General features: G+C 71.9%; 11 protein-coding genes. 6 read left to right on the top strand and 5 right to left on the bottom strand.

Annotated features, from left to right (window positions below):
- The first annotated feature begins 20 nt into the window (after positions 1-20).
- Both AMYNI_RS0140020 and AMYNI_RS0140015 read left to right on the top strand, forming a co-directional pair.
- Positions 21-9,119, top strand: coding sequence for a type I polyketide synthase (locus AMYNI_RS0140020; RefSeq protein WP_020673761.1), 9,099 nt, complete (start codon positions 21-23; stop codon positions 9,117-9,119).
- 131 nt (positions 9,120-9,250) lie between these two features.
- On the top strand, positions 9,251-10,732 hold the full coding sequence (locus AMYNI_RS0140015) for a peptide MFS transporter (RefSeq protein WP_020673760.1): 1,482 nt from the start codon (positions 9,251-9,253) through the stop codon (positions 10,730-10,732).
- A gap of 61 nt (positions 10,733-10,793) precedes the next feature.
- Here AMYNI_RS0140015 and AMYNI_RS0140010 read toward each other — a convergent pair whose 3' ends face one another.
- Both AMYNI_RS0140010 and AMYNI_RS0140005 read right to left on the bottom strand, forming a co-directional pair.
- A complete protein-coding gene (locus tag AMYNI_RS0140010; protein ID WP_020673759.1) occupies positions 10,794-11,465 on the bottom strand; it encodes a response regulator in 672 nt (223 codons plus the stop codon).
- Complete coding sequence (locus AMYNI_RS0140005) at positions 11,462-12,688, bottom strand: sensor histidine kinase (protein WP_245574106.1); 1,227 nt, start codon at positions 12,686-12,688, stop codon at positions 11,462-11,464. Before AMYNI_RS0140005 ends, AMYNI_RS0140010 begins: the two co-directional genes overlap by 4 nt.
- A gap of 262 nt (positions 12,689-12,950) precedes the next feature.
- Here AMYNI_RS0140005 and AMYNI_RS0140000 point away from each other — a divergent pair, with 262 nt between their 5' ends.
- The 4 genes from AMYNI_RS0140000 (at position 12,951) to AMYNI_RS0139985 (ending at position 15,833) form a co-directional block, all read left to right on the top strand.
- Positions 12,951-13,187 carry a DUF5957 family protein gene (locus AMYNI_RS0140000; protein ID WP_020673757.1) on the top strand — a complete coding sequence of 79 codons (237 nt, stop codon included), beginning with the start codon at positions 12,951-12,953 and terminating at the stop codon, positions 13,185-13,187.
- 58 nt (positions 13,188-13,245) lie between these two features.
- On the top strand, positions 13,246-14,829 hold the full coding sequence (locus AMYNI_RS0139995) for a multicopper oxidase family protein (RefSeq protein WP_020673756.1): 1,584 nt from the start codon (positions 13,246-13,248) through the stop codon (positions 14,827-14,829).
- A 56-nt stretch (positions 14,830-14,885) separates the two neighbouring features.
- Entirely contained in the window at positions 14,886-15,224 is a 339-nt protein-coding gene (locus AMYNI_RS0139990) for a YciI family protein (RefSeq protein ID WP_020673755.1), read from the top strand.
- A 120-nt stretch (positions 15,225-15,344) separates the two neighbouring features.
- The gene (locus AMYNI_RS0139985; RefSeq protein ID WP_020673754.1) at positions 15,345-15,833 is read left to right on the top strand and encodes an SRPBCC family protein; all 489 of its coding nucleotides are present in this window, start codon (positions 15,345-15,347) and stop codon (positions 15,831-15,833) included.
- A 102-nt stretch (positions 15,834-15,935) separates the two neighbouring features.
- Here AMYNI_RS0139985 and AMYNI_RS0139980 read toward each other — a convergent pair whose 3' ends face one another.
- The 3 genes from AMYNI_RS0139980 to AMYNI_RS0139970 all read right to left on the bottom strand — a co-directional run bounded on the left by AMYNI_RS0139980 (position 15,936) and on the right by AMYNI_RS0139970 (position 18,443).
- Positions 15,936-16,823, bottom strand: a complete 888-nt coding sequence (locus AMYNI_RS0139980; protein ID WP_157357691.1) for a phosphotransferase family protein — start codon at positions 16,821-16,823, stop codon at positions 15,936-15,938.
- Positions 16,824-16,885: 62 nt separating this feature from the next.
- The gene (locus tag AMYNI_RS0139975) at positions 16,886-17,566 is read right to left on the bottom strand and encodes an SDR family NAD(P)-dependent oxidoreductase (RefSeq protein WP_020673752.1); all 681 of its coding nucleotides are present in this window, start codon (positions 17,564-17,566) and stop codon (positions 16,886-16,888) included.
- A gap of 1 nt (position 17,567) precedes the next feature.
- On the bottom strand, positions 17,568-18,443 hold the full coding sequence (locus AMYNI_RS0139970; RefSeq protein ID WP_020673751.1) for an LLM class flavin-dependent oxidoreductase: 876 nt from the start codon (positions 18,441-18,443) through the stop codon (positions 17,568-17,570).
- Between the last annotated feature and the right edge of the window lie 153 nt (positions 18,444-18,596).

Genomic DNA, 18,596 nt, shown 5'->3' with positions numbered 1-18,596 from the left:
CACCTGCCTGGGAGCGCGCAGTGAGTTCATCGACCGACGACCCGATCGCCGTGATCGGCGTGTCCTGCCGATTGCCGGGGGCCGCCGGGCCGGCCGCGTTCTGGCGGCTGCTCCGTGACGGCCGCGAAGCCGTCACCGAGGTCCCGGCCGGGCGCCGGGAGGCGGCGCCGGACACCGCGCACCGCGGCGGCTTTCTCGACCAGGTCGACGGCTTCGACGCCGAGTTCTTCGGAGTCTCGCCGCGCGAGGCGGTGGCGATGGACCCGCAGCAGCGGCTCAGCCTGGAACTGACCTGGGAGGCGCTGGAGGACGCCAGGATCGTGCCCGGCGAGCTGTCCGGCAGCGCGACCGCGGTGTTCGCCGGCGCCATCGCCGACGACTACGCGGCACTGGTGCTGGCGCGGGGCGCGGACTCGGTCACCCAGCACACGCTGACCGGACTGCACCGCGGCATGATCGCCAACCGGGTGTCCTACCGGCTCGGCCTGCGCGGGCCGAGCATGGCCGTGGACAGCGGCCAGTCCTCCTCACTGGTCGCGGTGCACCTCGCCGCGGAGAGCCTCCGGCGTGGCGAGTCCACGCTGGCCATCGCCGGCGGGGTGCAGCTCAACCTGGCGCCCGGTGCGGCGCTCGGCACCTCCCGGTTCGGCGCACTCTCCCCGGACGGCCGCTGTTTCACCTTCGACGGCCGCGCCAACGGCTATGTCCGCGGTGAGGGCGGCGCGTTCGTGGTGCTCAAGCCATTGGCCGCCGCGTTGGCCGACGGCGACCGGGTGCACTGCGTGCTGCTCGGCGGGGCGGTCGGCAACAGCGGCCCGGCCGAAGGGCTGACCGTGCCGAGCGCGGACGCGCAGCGAGACGTTATGCGCGCGGCGTACCGCCGGGCCGGGGTGTGCCCGGAAGAGGTGCAGTACGTCGAGCTGCACGGCACCGGAACCGCGCTCGGCGACCCGATCGAGGCGGTTGCGCTGGGCGCGGTGTTCGCCGACGGCCGCACCTCGTCCTCGGCGCTGCGGGTCGGTTCGGCGAAGACCAACATCGGGCACCTCGAAGGGGCGGCCGGGATCGCCGGCCTTGTCAAGGCCGTGCTCGGGATCGCGCACCGGGAACTGCCGCCCAGCTTGAACTTCGAGCGGGCCAACCCGCGGATCCCGCTGGACGAGCTGCGGCTGCGCGTGCAGTCGGAGCTCGGGCCGTGGCCGCGGCCGGACGTACGGCTGGTGGCCGGGGTGTCCTCCTTCGGCATGGGCGGCACGAACTGCCATCTCGTGCTCGCCGAGCCGCCGCCGGCCACGCCCTCGCCCGCGGCACCGGCGGCCGGACTGCGGCCGTGGGTCCTGTCGGGCCACACCGAGGAGGCGCTGCGGGCCGCCGCCGGGCAGCTGCGCGAGGTGTCCGGCGGGCACGCGGACATCGGGCTTTCGCTGGCGCTGACCAGGACCGCGTTCGAGCACCGGGCGGTGGTGCTGGCCGGGCCGGACGGCGCACCGGAGGAGCTGGCCGCCATGGCCGCAGGTGAGCGCGCCGGGGTGCGCGGCCGTCCGGTCGAGGGCGGGTTGGCCTTCCTATTCTCCGGCCAGGGTGCACAACGGCTCGGCATGGGCCGGCAGCTGTACGCGGCTTTTCCCGCCTACGCCCGGGTTTTCGACGCCGTCTGCGCGGAGCTGGACCGGCACACCGGACGCCCGGTGCGCGAGATCGTCTGGGCCGAGCCGGGGACGGCGGCCGCCGCGGAGCTGGACCAGACCGGGTACACCCAGGCCGCGCTGTTCGCGGTCGAGGTGGCGCTGTTCCGGCTGTTCGAGTCCTGGGGCGTCCGGCCGGACCACCTGGCCGGGCATTCGGTCGGCGAGCTGGCCGCCGCGCACGTCGCGGGCGTGCTGTCACTGGCCGATGCCGCCACCCTGGTCGCGGCCAGGGGCAGGCTGATGCAGGAGCTGCCCGGCGGTGGCGCGATGTGTTCCTTGCAGGCCACCGAAAAAGAGGTGCTGGCACGGCTCGGCGGGATCGCGGGCCCGATCGGCGTCGCCGCGGTCAACGGGCCGGAGGCGGTCGTCGTCTCCGGGGCCGAAGACGCGGTCGGCGAACTTGCCGCGCATTTCGCGAGCCTGGGCCGCAAGACCAAGCGGCTGCGGGTCAGCCACGCCTTCCACTCGCCGCTGATGGCGCCGACGCTCGACGAGTTCCGCGCGGTGGCTCAGAAGCTCACCTTCCACCAGCCCGAACTGTCCCTTGTGTCCACTCGGACCGGAAAGCCGGTCGAGGCCGGCGAACTGTCCATTCCGGACTACTGGGTGCGCCACGTCACCGATCCGGTGCGGTTCGCCGACGCCGTCGCCACGCTGCACGAGCGGGGAGTGCGCACCTTCGCCGAAATCGGGCCGGGCGGCGCGCTCACCGTGCTGGCCAGGGACGTGGTGGCCGAACCGGGCTCGGCCTTCGTGGCGGCGCTGGGGGAGGAGGCCGAGGAACGTGCGGTGCTGACCGCGCTCGGCGGCCTGCACGTGCGTGGCGTGCCGATCGACTGGCACGCGCTGTTCGGCGGGGCTTCGCCGGTGAGCCTGCCGACCTATCCGTTCCGCCGCACCAGCTACTGGCTTCCGGAGGTCACCATGTCAGTCGAGCCGTCGACGCCGATCGCCGAGCCCACTGAGCCCTCCGTGGAGGATTCGCGCGAACTGCTCGACCTCGTCCGGCAGGCCGTGGCGAGCACCCTGGGGCACCGGGACTCCGGCGCGGTCCCGGTGGACCGCAGCTTCCGCGACCTGGGTTTCAACTCGTTGATGGCGGTGGAGCTGTGCGACCGGCTCGGTGAAGCCACCGGAAAGCGGTTGCCAGCCACCGCGACCTTCAACCACCCGACTCCCCGGGAACTGGCCGGGCACCTGCGGGCCGGCCGGCACAGCGCGGAAGATCCGCCCGCGCCGGTGGAGACCGCCGGTGACGACGATCCGATCGCGATCGTCGCGATGGGCTGCCGGTACCCGGGCGAGGTGCGCTCGCCCGAGGACCTGTGGCGGCTGGTGGCCGGTGGCACCGACGCGATCAGCGAGTTTCCGGTGAACCGCGGCTGGGACGTGGCCGGGCTCTACGATCCGGACCCGGACCGGCCGGGGCACACCTACGCGCGACACGGCGGTTTCCTGCACGACGCGGACCAGTTCGACCACGACTTCTTCGGGATCAGCCCGCGTGAGGCGACCGCGATGGACCCGCAGCAGCGGCTGCTGCTGGAGACCTCCTGGGAGGCTTTCGAGCGGGCCGGGATCGACCCCGCCGGACTGGCCGGCGCGGCTGTCGGCGTGTTCGTCGGCGCGACCGCGCAGGAGTACGGCCCCAGGCTGTACGAGGCGGGTGAACGGTCCGACGGCTATCGGCTCACCGGCACCACGGCGAGTGTCGCCTCCGGCCGGATCTCCTACGTGTTCGGCTTCGAAGGTCCGGCGCTGACCGTGGACACCGCCTGCTCCTCGTCACTGGTCGCGCTGCACCTGGCGATCAGGGCGCTGCGCCACGGCGAGTGCACGATGGCGCTGGCCGGTGGCGCGACGGTGCTGAGCTCGCCCGGGATGTTCGTCGAGTTCAGCAGGCAGCGCGGGCTGGCGCCGGACGGCCGCTGCAAGGCGTTCGCGGCCGGCGCGGACGGCACCGCCTGGGCCGAGGGCGCCGGCATGCTGCTGCTGGAACGGCTCTCCGACGCGCGCAGTGCCGGGCATCCGGTGCTCGCCGTGCTGAAGGGCAGCGCGATCAACTCCGACGGGGCGAGCAACGGGCTGGCGGCGCCGAACGGGCCGTCGCAGGAGCGGGTGATCCGGCGGGCACTGGCCGACGCGCGGCTGACCGCGGACGACGTGGACGCGGTGGAGGCGCACGGCACCGGTACCGCGCTCGGCGACCCGATCGAGGCGCAGGCGCTTCAGGGCACCTACGGGATGGGCCGGTCGCCGGAGCATCCGCTGCTGCTCGGGTCGCTGAAGTCCAACATCGGCCACACCCAGGCCGCCGCCGGGGTCGGTGGGGTGATCAAGATGGTGCAGGCGCTGCGGCACGGGGTGCTGCCCCGCACCTTGCACGCGGACGAGCCCAGCACGCACGTCGACTGGGCGGGTGGCGGCGTCGAGCTGCTGACCGGCCAGCACCCGTGGCCGCGGCGGGGTCGGGTCCGGCGCGCCGCGGTCTCCTCGTTCGGGATCAGCGGCACCAACGCTCACCTCGTCCTCGAACAGGCCCCGGAAGAGCCGGTGGAGCCGGTGACGCGCACCGGTCCGGCCGTGCTGCGCGCAGGTGCCCCGGTGCCCTGGGTGCTGTCCGCGAAGACCGGCGCCGGACTGCGGGCGCAGGCGGTCCGGCTCGCCGATCACCTGGACGCCGAGCCGGGGCGGGTGCCTGCCGACGTCGGCTTTTCGCTGGCCACCCAGCGGGTCCCGATGGAGCACCGGGCCGTCGTGCTCGGTCGTGACGCGCCGGGGTTGCGCGGCGGCCTGGACGCGCTCGCGGAGGACCGCCGGGTGGCCAACCTGGTCACCGGCGCCGCATCGGGCGCCGGTGGCACGGTGTTCGTCTTTCCTGGGCAGGGCTCGCAGTGGCCGCGGATGGCGGCGGAACTGCTGGACGCGTCGCCGGTGTTCCGCGCCCGCATGCAGGACTGCGCCGAGGCACTGGAGTCCTTTGTGGACTGGTCGCTGCTGGACGTGCTGCGCGGTGCCCCGCACGCGCCCTCGCTGGACCGGGTGGACGTGGTGCAGCCCGCGCTGTTCGCGATGATGGTGTCGCTGGCCGAGGTCTGGCGTGCTGTCGGGGTTCGGCCGGACGCGGTGATCGGGCATTCGCAGGGCGAGATCGCGGCCGCCTGCGTGGCCGGTGCGCTCTCGCTCGAAGACGCCGCCAAAGTGGTCGCCCTGCGCAGCAAGGCGATCACCGCGCTGGCCGGCACCGGTGGCATGGCCAGCGTGCCGCTGCCAGCCGAGCAGGTGCGCCCGCGGCTGGCCGCCTGGCAGGGCAGGGTGCACCTCGCCGCGTTCAACGGCCCCGCCGCCACCGTGGTGGCGGGGGAGGCCGAGGCACTGGCCGAGCTGGTGGCCGCCTGCCAGGCCGACGGCGTGCAGGCCCGCCGCATCGACGTGGACTACGCGTCGCACACCCCCCAGGTCGAGGTGCTGCGCGAGCGGCTGCGCGAACTGCTCGGCGGCATCACCTTCCGTCCGGCGCGGGTGCCGTTCTACTCCACCCTGCACGGCGGGCTGGCCGACACGGCCACGTTCGACGCGCAGTACTGGTACGACAACCTGAGCAATCCGGTGAAGTTCGAGCAGGCGACCCGCGCGCTGATCGCCGACGGGCACCGGCTGTTCCTGGAGGTCGGTCCGCATCCGGTGCTCGCGGTCGGGATCGAGGGCACCCTGGAAGCGGCCGGTGCCGACGGGGTGGTGCTGGGCACGCTGCGCCGGGACGAGGGCGGCCCGGACCGGCTGCTCGAAGCGGCGGCACAGGTCCACGTGCGCGGCGCCGGTGTCGACTGGAGCGCCCTGTTCGACGGGGCCCGCCAGGTGGACCTGCCGACGTACGCGTTCCAGCGCAGCAGGCACTGGCCCGAGCGGCAGGCCGCGGACGTGGTGGGGCTCCCGGAGGCCGGGCTCTCCACGGCAGGGCACCCGCTGCTCGGCGCCTCGACCGAACTTCCGGAGTCCGGCGGCCTGCTGCTGACCGGCCGGGTGTCGCGGGCGGCGCAGCCCTGGCTGGCCGACCACGCGGTGGCCGGGCTGACCGGGCCGGAGGCCGCGGCCCTGCTGCCGGGCACCGCTTTCGCCGAGCTGGCCGGCTGGGCCGGTGAACAGGTCGGTCTCGGCAGCGTCGAAGAGCTCACCATGGAGTCGCCGCTGCTGCTGCCGGCGACCGGTGCGGTACGTACCCAGGTGGTCGTCGGCGGCGAGGACGAGTCCGGCCGCCGCCCGGTCCGGCTGTACTCCAGGCCGGAAGAGAGCACCGGCGAGACCTGGACCAGGCACGCCTCGGGAGTCCTCGCTCCGGCAGGCCCGGCACCCGCCGCCGAGCCGGGGTGGCCGCCCGAGAACGCCGAACCGGTCGACCTGACCGGGCTCTACGACCGGCTGGCCGCCCGCGGCTACCGCTACGGCCCGGCGTTCCGCGGGCTGCGGGCCGCCTGGCAGCGCGGCGACGAGGTGTACGCCGAGGTCGCCCTGCCGGAGCCGGTCCGCGACGCGGCCACCTCCTTCGGCCTGCATCCCGCCCTGCTCGACGCCGTGCTGCACGCGGCACTCGGCGTCGGCCGGTTCGGCGGTGAGACCGGGCTGCGACTGCCGTTCTCCTGGCACGGCGTGGTGCTGCACGCGACCGGGGCCGGTGCGCTGCGGTGCCGGATCGCACCCGCCGGTGCGGACGGGATCTCTTTGCTGGCCACGGATTCCCGTGGTGAACCGGTGGTCTCGGTGGAGCGGCTGGTGCTCAAGCCAGCCAGCGCCCGGCAGCTGGTCACCCGTGACCCGGCGAGCGATTCGCTGTTCCGGGTGGACTGGACGGCCGTGCCGGGCATGCCTGTCGGGGACGGCGAAGCCTGGGCGGTACTCGGCGACCTGACCGTTGACGGCGAAGTCGCGCGGTACCCGGACTTCGGCGCACTATTGGCCGCACTCGACGCCGGCACCGACGTGCCGGGAGCGGTGGTGGCCACCTGCCGGCCCCAACCGGGGGAACTGCCGGAGACCGCGGTGGCGACCGCGACCGACACCCTCGAACTGCTCGCGTCCTGGCTCGCCGAGGAACGCCTCGCTGGCACCCGGCTGGTCCTGGTGACCCGGGACGCGGTCGCGGCGGCCGAGGACGACGCGGTGACCGGGCTCGACCTGGCCCCGGTCTGGGGACTGGTGCGGTCCGCGCAGTCCGAGCATCCTGGCCGGTTCGTGCTCGTCGACGTCGATGGTGCGCCTGAGTCCTTGGCGGCGCTGCGGGCGGCGGTCGCCTCCGGTGAACCGCAGCTGGCCATCCGGGCCGGGACCCCGCACCTGCCCCGGCTGGTGAAGGCCGCCACGGGACCGGCGCTGCTGCCACCGGCGAACTCCGCGGCCTGGCAGCTGGACGTGACTTCGCCGGGGCTGCTGGAAAATCTCGCGTTGCTGCCCGCCCCGGAGGCACAGCGGCCGCTGGCCGAGGGCGAGGTCCGGATCGCGGTGCGCGCGGCCGGGGTGAACTTCCGCGACGTGATCGTCGCGCTCGGCGTGGTACCGACCGAGAAGGGCATGGGCATCGAAGGCGCCGGGGTGGTGCTGGAGACCGGGCCGGGGGCCGGCGGGCTTGTCCCCGGCGACCGGGTGATGGGCCTGTTCGGCGGTGCTTTCGGCCCGCTGGCCGTCGCGGACCATCGCAAGGTCACCCGGATCCCGGATGGCTGGTCCTTCGAGCAGGCCGCGTCGGTGCCGATCGTCTTCCTCACCGCGTACCAGGGGCTGGTCGACGTGGCGGCGGTGCGTCCCGGGGAGAAGGTGCTGATCCACGCGGCCACCGGCGGGGTCGGGATGGCCGCGGTGCAGCTGGCCCGGCATCTCGGGGCCGAGGTGTTCGGCACCGCGAGCCCCGGCAAATGGGAGACCCTGCGCGGGCTCGGCCTGGACGACGCGCATATCGCCTCGTCGCGGTCGCTGGAGTTCGAGGACTCCTTCCGCGCTGCGACCGGCGGCCACGGCGTGGACGTGGTGCTGAACTCGCTGGCCGGTGCATACGTGGACGCGTCGCTGCGGCTGCTCGCACCGGGCGGGCGGTTCGCCGAGATGGGCAAGACCGACATCCGGGAGCCCCGGCAGGTTGCCGTGCAGGCACCGGACGTGCAGTACCAGGCGTTCAACCTGCCCGACGTCCCGCCGGACCGGGTACGGGAGATGCTGGCCGAGGTGCTCGCGTTGTTCGAACGCGGCGTGCTGCGGCCGATCCCGGTGTCCACATGGGACGTTCGCAGCGCGCCGGCGGCACTGCGGCTGCTCAGCCAGGCCAAGCACGTCGGCAAGCTGGTGCTGACCGTGCCGAAGGGCTTGGACCCGGAGGGCACGGTGCTGATCACCGGCGGCACCGGCACCCTCGGTGGCCTGCTCGCGCGGCACCTGGTCACCGGGCACGGCGGCCGGCACCTGCTGCTGACCAGCCGTCGCGGGGAGGCCGCGCCGGAAGGGAAGCGGCTGCGCGCGGAGCTGACCGCGCTCGGCGCGTCGGTGACCATCGCCGCCTGCGACACCGCCGACCGGGAAGCCCTGCGCACCCTGCTCGCCGGGGTGCCCGAGGAACATCCGCTGACCGCCGTGCTGCACACCGCCGGCGTGCTCGACGACGGGGTGGTGTCCGCGCTGACCCCGGAACGGATGCGGAAGGTGTTGCGCCCCAAGGCGGAGGCCGCCTGGCACCTGCACGAGCTGACCCGTGACGCGGACCTCGCCGCGTTCGTGCTGTTCTCCTCTGCCGCCGGCGTGCTCGGCGAGGCGGGTCAGGGCAACTACGCCGCCGCCAACGTGTTCCTGGACGCGCTCGCGCGGCACCGCCGGGCGAACGGGCTGCCGGCCCAGTCGCTGGCCTGGGGCCTGTGGGCCCAGCGCAGCGGGATGACCGGGCACCTCTCCGAGGCCGACATCGCGCGGGTCCGACGCAGCGGGATGGCGCCGCTGCCGTCCGAGCAGGGGCTGGCCCTGTTCGATCTCGCCGGCGGCAGCGCGGACGCGGCACTGGTCCCGATGCGGCTGGCGGACGAGGCCGGCGGCACGGTGTCGCCGCTGTTGCGCGGTCTGGTCCGCGCACCGGTGCGCCGGGTCGTCAGGGAGGAACGCGCTGCGGCCGGGCCCACGTTGCGGCAGCGGCTCTCGGAGCTGGCCGAGGCGGACCGCGACCGGCTGCTGCTGGAGCTGGTGCGCACCGAGGCCGCCGCCGTGCTGGGCTACTCCGGCGCCGACGGGGTCGGGCCGGGGCAGCAGTTCCGCGAGCTGGGACTGGATTCGCTCGCCGCGGTCGAGCTGCGCAACCGGCTCAACGCGGCGACTGGCTTGCGGCTGCCTTCAGGGCTGGTGCTGGACTCGCCCACTCCGGCCGCGCTGACCGAGCAGGTCCGGGACGCGCTGGCGTCCTGACGGCGGAGCGAGTCGTTCTCGAGAAGAACCGGACATTCTGCACCGAAAGCCGCGGTGGACCGTCGACTGAGGACTGTCCACTGTGCACACGAAGTGAAATGGATGTGCTCGCCGGACGAAGGGAAGGGCCGATGGCCTCGGTGGTGAGCGGAACCGGTGCGCGGCGGTCGAGCCTGCGCATGTTCCGGGACCAGCCACGCTGGTTCAGCACGCTGTTCATGGTGGACATGTGGGAGCGGTTCAGCTTCTACGGAATGACCGCCATCCTCTACCTGTACCTCGTCGCGCCGGAGGCCGATGGCGGGTTCGGCCTCGCCACCGGCACCGCGACCGCGCTGTTCGGCACCTACATGTCGCTGATGTTCATCGGCGCGCTGCCCGGCGGCTGGCTGGCCGACCGGGTGCTCGGGCCACGCCGCGCGGTGCTCTACGGCGGGATCTGCATCGCGCTCGGGCACTACTCGATGAGCGTGCCGGCCCGCCCGTTCCTCTACCTCGGGCTGCTGTTCGTGATCCTCGGTACCGGGCTGGCGAAACCGTCCATCGCGTCGCTGGTCAGCAGCCCGTACCAGGGGCAGAACGAGAAGCGCGAAGCGACGATGTCGGTGTTCTACATGAGCATCCAGATCAGCGCCTTCCTCGCGCCGATCATCACCGGCCTGCTCGGCGAGAAAGTGAACTGGCACCTCGGCTTCGGCGCCGCCGCGGTCGGCATGACCTTCGGGCTGCTGCAGTACATCGGCGGGTCCAGGCACTTCGGCGACCTCGGGGTGCTGCCGGACCGACCGATCGAGAGCGAGCGCGGCCGGGTGATCGCCCGACGGGCGGGGTTCGCGATCGGCGCGGTGGTCCTGCTCCTGCTGGCGGACATCGTCTCCGGCGCGTTCCAGGTGGAGCACATCCTCGGGCTGTGCGGGCTGCTGACGGTCACCCTGCCGGTGGTGTTCTACCTGCGGCTGCGCAAGAACCCGCTGCTGGGCGCCGTGGACCGGAGCCGGCTGACGGCCTTCGTCGTGCTGCTCGGCGGCTCTTCGGTGTTCTGGCTGCTCTACGCGCAGGGCGGGTCGGTGCTGAGCAGGTTCGCCGAGGAGTTCACCGATCGCGAGGTCTTCGGCGGCACCATCCCGGCGAGCTGGTTCCAGTCCGCGCACCCGGTGTTCATCCTGATCTGCGCGCCGCTGTTCGCCATGCTCTGGCTGCGGCTGGGCAAACGGGTGGACGTGCCGATGAAGTTCGCCGGCGCCCTGCTGTGCGCGGGGCTGAGCTTCCTGCTGATGTCGCTGGCCGCGCAGGTCGCGGTCTCGGCGGGACTGGTGTCGCCGGGCTGGCTGCTCGGGGTCTACCTGCTGCAGGTCTGCGGTGAGCTGGCGCTCGCGCCGGTCGGGCTCAGCGTGGCCGTGCAGGTGGCCCCGGACGGGTTCACCAACCAGTACCTCGGCCTGTTCTGGCTGTTCGCCGCGCTCGGCGCGGGCATCGGCGGGCAGCTGGCGCGGCTGTCCACCGTGCTGCCGCTGCAGACCTACTTCCTGATCTTCGGGCTGCTGGCCTGCGCGGCCGGCGCGCTGATGGCGCTGGCCACCCGCGGCCTCCGGCGCAAGCTGAACACCATCTGACCCCCGTTTCCGCAGCTCAACGCTCGTGAGTGAAAAGTGTTGCCCCGGCAGCGTTTTTCACTCACGACGTCGGACCAGCGCTGCCGGGGGCGGCCAGGCCGGTTTCGTAGGCGATCACCACCAGCTGCGACCGGCTGTGCGCGTCCAGCTTGGTCAGCAGGCGGCTGACGTAGGTGCGGGCGGTGGCCGGGCTGATGAACAGCGCCTCGGCGACCTCGTCGTTGGACCGCCCGGCCGCCACCTCGATCAGCACCTCGCGCTCGCGCTCGGTGAGCGTGTCCAGCCGCGTGTCGCCGGCCGGCCGGAACCGGGCGGCGGCGGCGTCCATCACGCGCCGGGTGACCGCGGGGGACAGCAGTGCCTCACCGCCGGCGACCGTGCGGACGGCGTTGCGCAGCCCCTCCGGGTCGGTGTCCTTGAGCAGGAAGCCCGACGCGCCGGCCCGGATCGCTTCGAAGATCTCTTCGTCGGTGTCGAACGTGGTGAGCACGACCACCCGGACGTCCTGCAGGCTGTCGTCGGCCAGGATCCGGCGGGTCGCCTCCAGGCCGTCCGTGCCGGGCATCCGGATGTCCATCAGGATCACGTCGGGCCTCTCCCGCCGTGCCAGCTCCACGCCACCGTCACCGGTGTCGGCCTCGCCGACCACGGTGATGTCCTCCGCGCGTTCCAGCAGTGCGCGCAGCCCGGCCCGTACCAGGTGCTGGTCGTCCACCACGGCGACCCGGATCATTTGCCCCCCAAGGGAAGCGTGGCCTCCACGCGGAACCCGCCACCGTCCAGCCCGGTGGCGGTGCAGACGCCGCCGACCAGCTCGGCGCGTTCGGCCATGCCGACGATACCGTGGCCGTTGCGGACGCGGGTGCCGGTGGTGCCGCGGCCGTCGTCGGTCACCCGGATACCGAGTTCGGCGGGGGAGTAGCGCAGGACCACCTCGGCGTTGTTCGCCGCCGCGTGGCGGAGCACGTTGGTCAGCGCCTCCTGCACGATGCGGAAGGCGGCCGTGTCCACCTGCTCGGGCAGGTCCACCGGCTCGCCCTCGATCCGCACGTCCACCGGCAGCCCGCTGGCCGTGGTCAGGCCGATCATCGAGGCCAGCCTGCTCAGCCGGTCCGGGGCCGCCCCGTCACCGGGTTCTTCGTCGAGTTCACCCGGCTCGCGGAGCAGACCGACGGTGGTGCGCAGTTCCCGGATCGCTTCGCCGGTCGCTAGGCGGACGTTCTGCAGGGCGGCACGCGCCGCCTCGGGGTCGTCGGTCAGCGCCTCGTCGGCGACGTGGGCGTGCAGCGAGATGACGGAGGCGGTGTGCGCCAGCGAGTCGTGCAGGTCCCTGGCGATCCGCAGCCGCTCCTCCTGCACCTGTCGCGCGGCCTCCCGGCGCCGGTCCACCTCGGCCTGCTCGGCGCGCCGCCGCTGTTCGGCGCGCCAGCGCCGGCGGGAACGGACACCGTCGCCCAGCGCCATCGCGGCGGCCATCAGCCCCGCCGTGGAGGCGAACTCGTAGCCGAACAGGTAGCCCAGCGTCTCGCCCTCGCCGACCCGGAACGCGGTGGACACCGCCAGCAGGACGATCGCGGTACCCATCGCCCAGCGGAGCTTGCCGGCCTCGGTCGCCGAGTACAGCGCGCCCGCCACCGGCACGGCCAGCCCGATCGGCGCGTAACCCGCGGCGTAGTAGGCCATGATGCCGACCGCGGTGGCGGTGAGGGCCAGTGCGGGGAAGCTGCGCCGGACGAGCATCAGCGCCGCGAGCCCGATCGCGAACAGGTACGAGAACGCGTCCGGTGGCCGGCCGCCGCCGACGTCGGCGGCGATGGCGGCGGTGACCGCAACGAGCACGGTGATGCCCAGCAGGATGTCCCCGACGTAGCCGCGAAGGACCTTGGGCAACTGCCGGAGCGCGGCGCGCACGTGCAGTCCCCTGATGGGGGTTTCTCCGGAGTCCGCCCTGGTCACGGGCCGAAGCATACGCAATAGGAGGCCGCGGCACATCCAGGGTTTGCCGGGGTCGGCCGTTGACATCTGGGGTAGGCGGCGTGCGGTGCGGGTACGTCCGGAAGCGACTCGGATCGCCGAGTCTGGAGGGACGAACTTTCGAGGCCGGCTGGCTAGCGTTGGTGCTACCGGCGTGCCTGACCGCCGGCCGCGGCAGGCCCGGCGGGCGGCGAAACGCCGCGCAGAGCGGAGAGGCCGCAACCTATCGATGGAAGGAAATACCATGCGACAGCTCGGTATCAGCATCCTCGGACTGTTCAGCGGACTGCTGGTCGGGTTCCTGATCACCGAGGCGATCGCGCGTCCGATGCTCGCCGACGGTGGTCAGATCCCGGACTCCGTGCCGCTCGGCCTGCTGCTCGGGTTCGGGCCGCCGATCCTGGCGATCGTCGGCATCCTGGTCGCACTCCGGATCGACCGGAAGTTGCAGCGCGACAAGCGGTCGAACAGCAAGGGGTGACCAGGTGGGTCGTGCTGCGGGCCGAAAAGGACGGTGTGGATCGGGTGAAGGGAAGGGCATGGAGTTCTCGCGCAAGGAGTTCCTGAGATTCGGTCTTGCCGCGGGTGCGGGACTGCTGCTGCCGGGCACGCTTTCGGCGTGCTCGTCCAGCGGGGGCGGTGGGGCGAACAACACCACCGAGAGCAGTGCGGGCACCCTGCTCAAGAGCAAGACGGAGCTTCCTCCGCGGTTCACTGCCCGGCTGCCGGTCCCGCCGGTGCTCGCGCCCGTGCGCACCGACGGCTCGACGGACTACTACGAGATCACCCAGAAGGTCGGCCAGGTCGAGATCCTGCCCGGACGCAAGACCGAGATCTGGGGCTACAACGGCATCTTCCCCGGCCCGACCATCGAGTCGCGGACCGGGCGGAGGACGTCGGTGGTGCACCGCAACGAGCTCGGCGTGCCGGTCACCGTGCATCTGCACGGCGGCAAGGTCGCGCCCGAGCACGACGGGTACCCGACCGACCTGATCGCCCCGGTCTCCGGCGGGCACGCCGGGCACACCTCGCACACGACCACGATGGCCGCGGGCAGCAAGGAGTACCTCTACCCGATGGACCAGCAGGCGGCCACGCTCTGGTACCACGACCACCGGATGGACTTCACCGGGCCGCAGGTCTACAAAGGACTCGCCGGTTTCCACCTGATCCGGGACGACGTGGAGGAGCGGCTCGGGCTGCCGCGCGGCGAGCGGGACGTCCCGCTGATGATCGCCGACCGGGCGTTCAACGAGGACGGCTCCTTCTCCTATCCGTCGGTGGACCCGTCGCTGTCCGGTACCCCCGGGGTCACCGGTGACTTCATGAGCGGGGTGCTTGGCGACTGCATCCTGGTCAACGGCGCGCCGTGGCCGGTGCTCGAGGTGAGCAACACGAAGTACCGGTTCCGCATCCTGAACGCGTCCAACGCCCGCCGCTACCGGCTCGAACTGGACAAGAAGCCGTCCGGCGGGCCCGCTTTCCTGCAGATCGGCAGCGACCAGGGCCTGCTCGACACGCCGGCGGAGCACGACGAGCTGCAGATCTCGCAGGCCGAGCGGTTCGACGTGATCATCGACTTCTCGAAGTACTCGGTCGGCGACGAGATCACCATGCGCAACTCGTGGGGTGAGGACAGTACCGCGGACGTGATGAAGTTCAAGGTCGCCCGCCAGGCCGCCGACAGCGGGCCGATCCCGTCGCAGCTGGTGCCGTTCACCAAGCTGTCGAAGTCCGAGGCCACGGTGACCCGCGACATCGTCTTCGCCCGTGGTGGCGCGGAGGCGCACGGGATGAGCCTGTGGACGGTCAACGGCGAGGCCTTCGACCCGAACAAGATCATCGCCAACCCGCGGCTCGGCTCGGTCGAGCTGTGGAACATCAGGGCGCAGAACGTCGAGCACCCGTTCCACATCCATCTCGCGCCGTTCCAGGTGCTGTCCAAGGACGGCAACGACCCCAGCGAGTACGACCGGGGCTGGAAGGACACGGTGAGCCTGGAGAACGGCGGCAAGGCCGAACTGCTGGTGAAGTTCGAGGGCTTCAAGGGCAAGTACGTGCTGCACTGCCACAACCTGGAGCACGAGGACATGATGATGATGGCCAACTTCGAGGTCGTCTGACCCCGCGCACCCGTGTCCGCGTTTTGCGGGTCGAGCGGCTCGGGCATAGTGGGGCCATGAAGTATGTGCTGCTCATCTGCGACGATGAGACGGTGTCGCAGTCCATGGCGGAGATCGCGGCGGACCCGACGTATCAGGCGTATGGGGTGGAGATGGACCGGCGGGGAGCCAGGGTAGTCGGTGGGGCGCGGCTGCGTCCGGTGGCGGATGCGACGACGGTCCGGGTCCGCGACGGCGAGACCCTGGTGTCCGATGGCCCGTTCGCGGAGACGAAGGACTTCGTCGGCGGCATCGACATCCTCGAGTGCGCCGATCTGGACGAGGCGATCGCGATCGCGGCGCGGCATCCCTACGCGAGCCGGGGGTGTGTCGAAGTTCGCCCCGTGTGGGAATGACCGTCGCTGAGTCTCTGACCAGCGCCGTCGAACTTTTTTCGAGTTTCTTCGGTGCCGATGTCGATCCAGGGCGGCCTCTTTCGTCGGTGGGCAAAACCCACCGAGAGAGAGGCAAGAACGATGTCGAACACCGGGCACCTGACCGCCACCATGACCATCGACCGGTCGCCGGAGGAGGTCTTCGCGGCCGTCACCGACGTGCGCGGCTGGTGGAGCGAGAACCTCATCGGCCACTCCGCTGACCTGCACGACGAGTTCGTCTTCACCGACGACAGCGAATACGCCGGTGAGACCGCCCGAGCCAAGGAGGGCTTCCGGTTCGTCCGGTGCCAGCTCACCGAGGTCGTGCCCGGCCGGCGGATGGTCTGGCACGTCGTGGACTCCGTCTCCACCGACGACAGTGACGAGTGGACCGACACCGACGTCGTCTTCGACATCACCACCGACGCGCAGGGCACGACGGTGCATTTCACCCACGTCGGCCTCACCGCGGCGGAATCCGCCTGCTTCGAAGCGTGCTCGCGCGCCTGGACCTTCTTCGTCACTGAGAGCCTGCCGCAGCTGATCACCACCGGCGCCGGCCGGCCCATCGCGGGCTACCGCCGGTGAACCGCCGCGAGTTCCCCGAGGGGTGGGAACGCAATCGGGCTCTCGATTTCCGCACACACTTGCGTATAACGTCCTATACGGCGCTGCTCTTGACGCCGCCGGTCAGAATGCCGTCCAGGCCCATGGGCGTGGAATCTCGCCACGCAAGCAGGCGATGCGATGCTGAATCTCTCGCTGCACGGCGGCGCTCGAACCGGATTTGCCGAGGAGGAAACCCAGCCAGCGAAACGCCTGAATATCGGCATAGGTCCGGTAGCCGGCGGTCTTGGTGAGGTCGTGGCCGCCGTACGCGTCCACGAAGGACCGGTAGTCCTCGGCCGTCAGCCGGGAGAAGTCGGTGTAGTCCACGGCGATCTGGGCGAGGTCCCATTCGGGATGGCCCAGTGCGACCTTTTCCAGATCGAGCAGGATCGGCGGACCGGACCCGGGCACCGCGACGTTCCCCTGCCAGGCGTCGCCGTGGATCAGCTGCCGGGGCCGATCGGTGGAAAGCCGTTCGTACTGTTCTCGTAACTCGGCGAGCCGAGCTACGAGCCAAGAGCGGTTTTCGCCGGTCAGCCCCGAGGCTACGGCGATGCGCTCGTCGAGCCGGAGAAAGGGGGCATGGAAGGGCAGTTTCACCTCAGGCGGCGTCGGCAGTGCGTGGAAGGTCCGCAGTACGGCGGCCAGTTCTGCGGGAGTGGCCGGTCTGTGCGCTGGCAGCAGTCGCCACCAGGTGACCGGCCGGTCGTGCACGACGACCGGCTGTGGCAGCTCGGCCAACGCCTGGACCACCGGCACTCCGCTCTCGGCGAGCCAATGTGAGAGCCGCACTTCGCGACGCGCCGTGTCCGCAGTACCAGGACTGCCGACCCTGGCGACGACTTCCCCGGACAGCCGATACAGCGCGTTGGACCCGTCGCGGATCAACTCGGCGCCCGCCGTCGACAGTCCCGCCACCTGCGCCGCCGCCGTCAGCACGTCACCCGATGCAGTGAGGTTTGTCGTCACGGCACGATGGTGCCAGTCGTGAGTGAAAAGTGTTGTCCGGGCAACGCTTTTCACTCACGAGGTCACCAGTCGAGTTCGGCGTCCGGGGCGGCGAAGAAGCGGCCGGTCGGGCCGTCGTCGGGTAGGGTGGCGGCCCAGCAGACGGCCGGAGCGGCTTGTTCGGGGGAGCGTTCGGCCATCGGCATCATCTTCGTCTTGATCCGGCCGGGGTTGACCGCGTTGACGAGCACGCCGGAGTCGCGGGTCTCGCCGGCCAGCAGCACGGTGATCGCGTTCAGGGCCACTTTGGACACCGTGTAGCCGGAGGCGCCGGCGAACAGGCCGTGCCGGAAGGAGGCGGTGCCGCTGGAGACGTTCACGATCCGGCCCCAGCCCCTGGCCACCATGCCGGGCAGCACTGCCTGCGCCACTCGCCAAGCACCCAGTGCGTTGGTGCGCAACTCCTGCTCGGCCAGTTCTAGATCCAAAGTGGACGGTTCGGTGCGGCCGCTGGTGAGCACGCCGGCGCAGTTCACCAGGATGTCGATCTCCGAGAGGCCGGGCGCGGAACGGACCGATTCCTCGTCCGCCACGTCCAGCGGCACCGGTGTGGCCGGCGGGCCGATCCGTTCGGCCAGCGCGCCCAGCGCGTCCTTGTCACGGCCGCCGAGCACGACCGGATGACCGCGCTGAGCCAGCAGGGAGGCGACGGCGGCGCCCAGTCCGCCCGCCGCACCGGTCACCAGAACGCGCCGGATGGCCATGTCACACCCCCGCCGGGCTCGGAGCCGCCGCTTCGGCCAGTGCCTCCAGTTGGCCGAGTTCGTTGGCGCAGGGGAAGAACAGCACCTCGTCACAACCGGCTTCCCGGTAACGGTCCACCGCGGCGCGCAGGCCGTCGGTGCTGGTCACCGCCTGGCTGATCACCCGTGAAGCGAAACCTTCGCCGACGAACGAGTAGTAAGGGCCGAGATAGTCGCGTACGCGTTCTTCGGCGCCTTCGCCCACCGCGTAGTAGCAGAGCGCGATGTTGCGCGGTTCTTCGGTGCGGCCGTCCGCCTCCCACACCTCACGCGCCCAGGCCAGGGTCTTCGCGTACCGCATCGGCGAGGTGCCACCGGCGATCCACGACCGGCCGAGCCGGGCCGCCCGGCGCACGGCCGGCTCCGACTGGCCACCGAACGCGAGTGCGGGGGCCAGCATCGGCCCGATCGGCTGCGGCGAGTCCGTCACCCGTTCGCCGGCCCAGATGGCGGTCATCCGGCGGGTCATCTCGTCCAGCCGCCTGCCGCGGTCCGGGTAGGACGCTCCGGTGGCGTCGTAGTCGTCTTCGCGCAGCCCGACGGCCATGCCGAGGGTGAGCCGCCCTGCCGAGGCGAGGTTCACCGTCGCCGCCTGCTTGGCCAGTACCGCGGTATCGGTGCGGTAGGGCGCCAGCAGCACCGAGCTGAGCAGGTTGATCCGCTCGGTCACCGCCGCGGCGACACCCAAGGTCACCAGCGGTTCCCAGCAGTCGTAGACGAGCCGGTCGAGCACCGCGAGGGTGGAGAACCCGGCCTGGTCGGCGGCGACCGCCCAGTCGATCAGGGCGCGCCGGTGCGTTCCGGCGATCATGGTTGGCAGGCCCACGCCGACGTCCATCGCGTTCCTCTCCGTGGTGAATGGTGTGCCGCCCACCGTGCGCGGGCCCGCTCGACGGCCGCTCAAGGAAGACTCGGCCGGGCTTGAGCGCCGCTCCACCGGGGTGGCCTAGCTTCGGCGTCCGCGGATGACGGGCTGGTCGCCGCGGAAGGG

The sequence above is a fragment of the Amycolatopsis nigrescens CSC17Ta-90 genome (genome assembly GCF_000384315.1).
Taxonomy (GTDB): Bacteria; Actinomycetota; Actinomycetes; order Mycobacteriales; family Pseudonocardiaceae; genus Amycolatopsis; species Amycolatopsis nigrescens.
The sequence above is the reverse complement of the archived record's forward strand: the minus strand, read 5'-3'. Positions and strand labels throughout refer to the sequence as shown.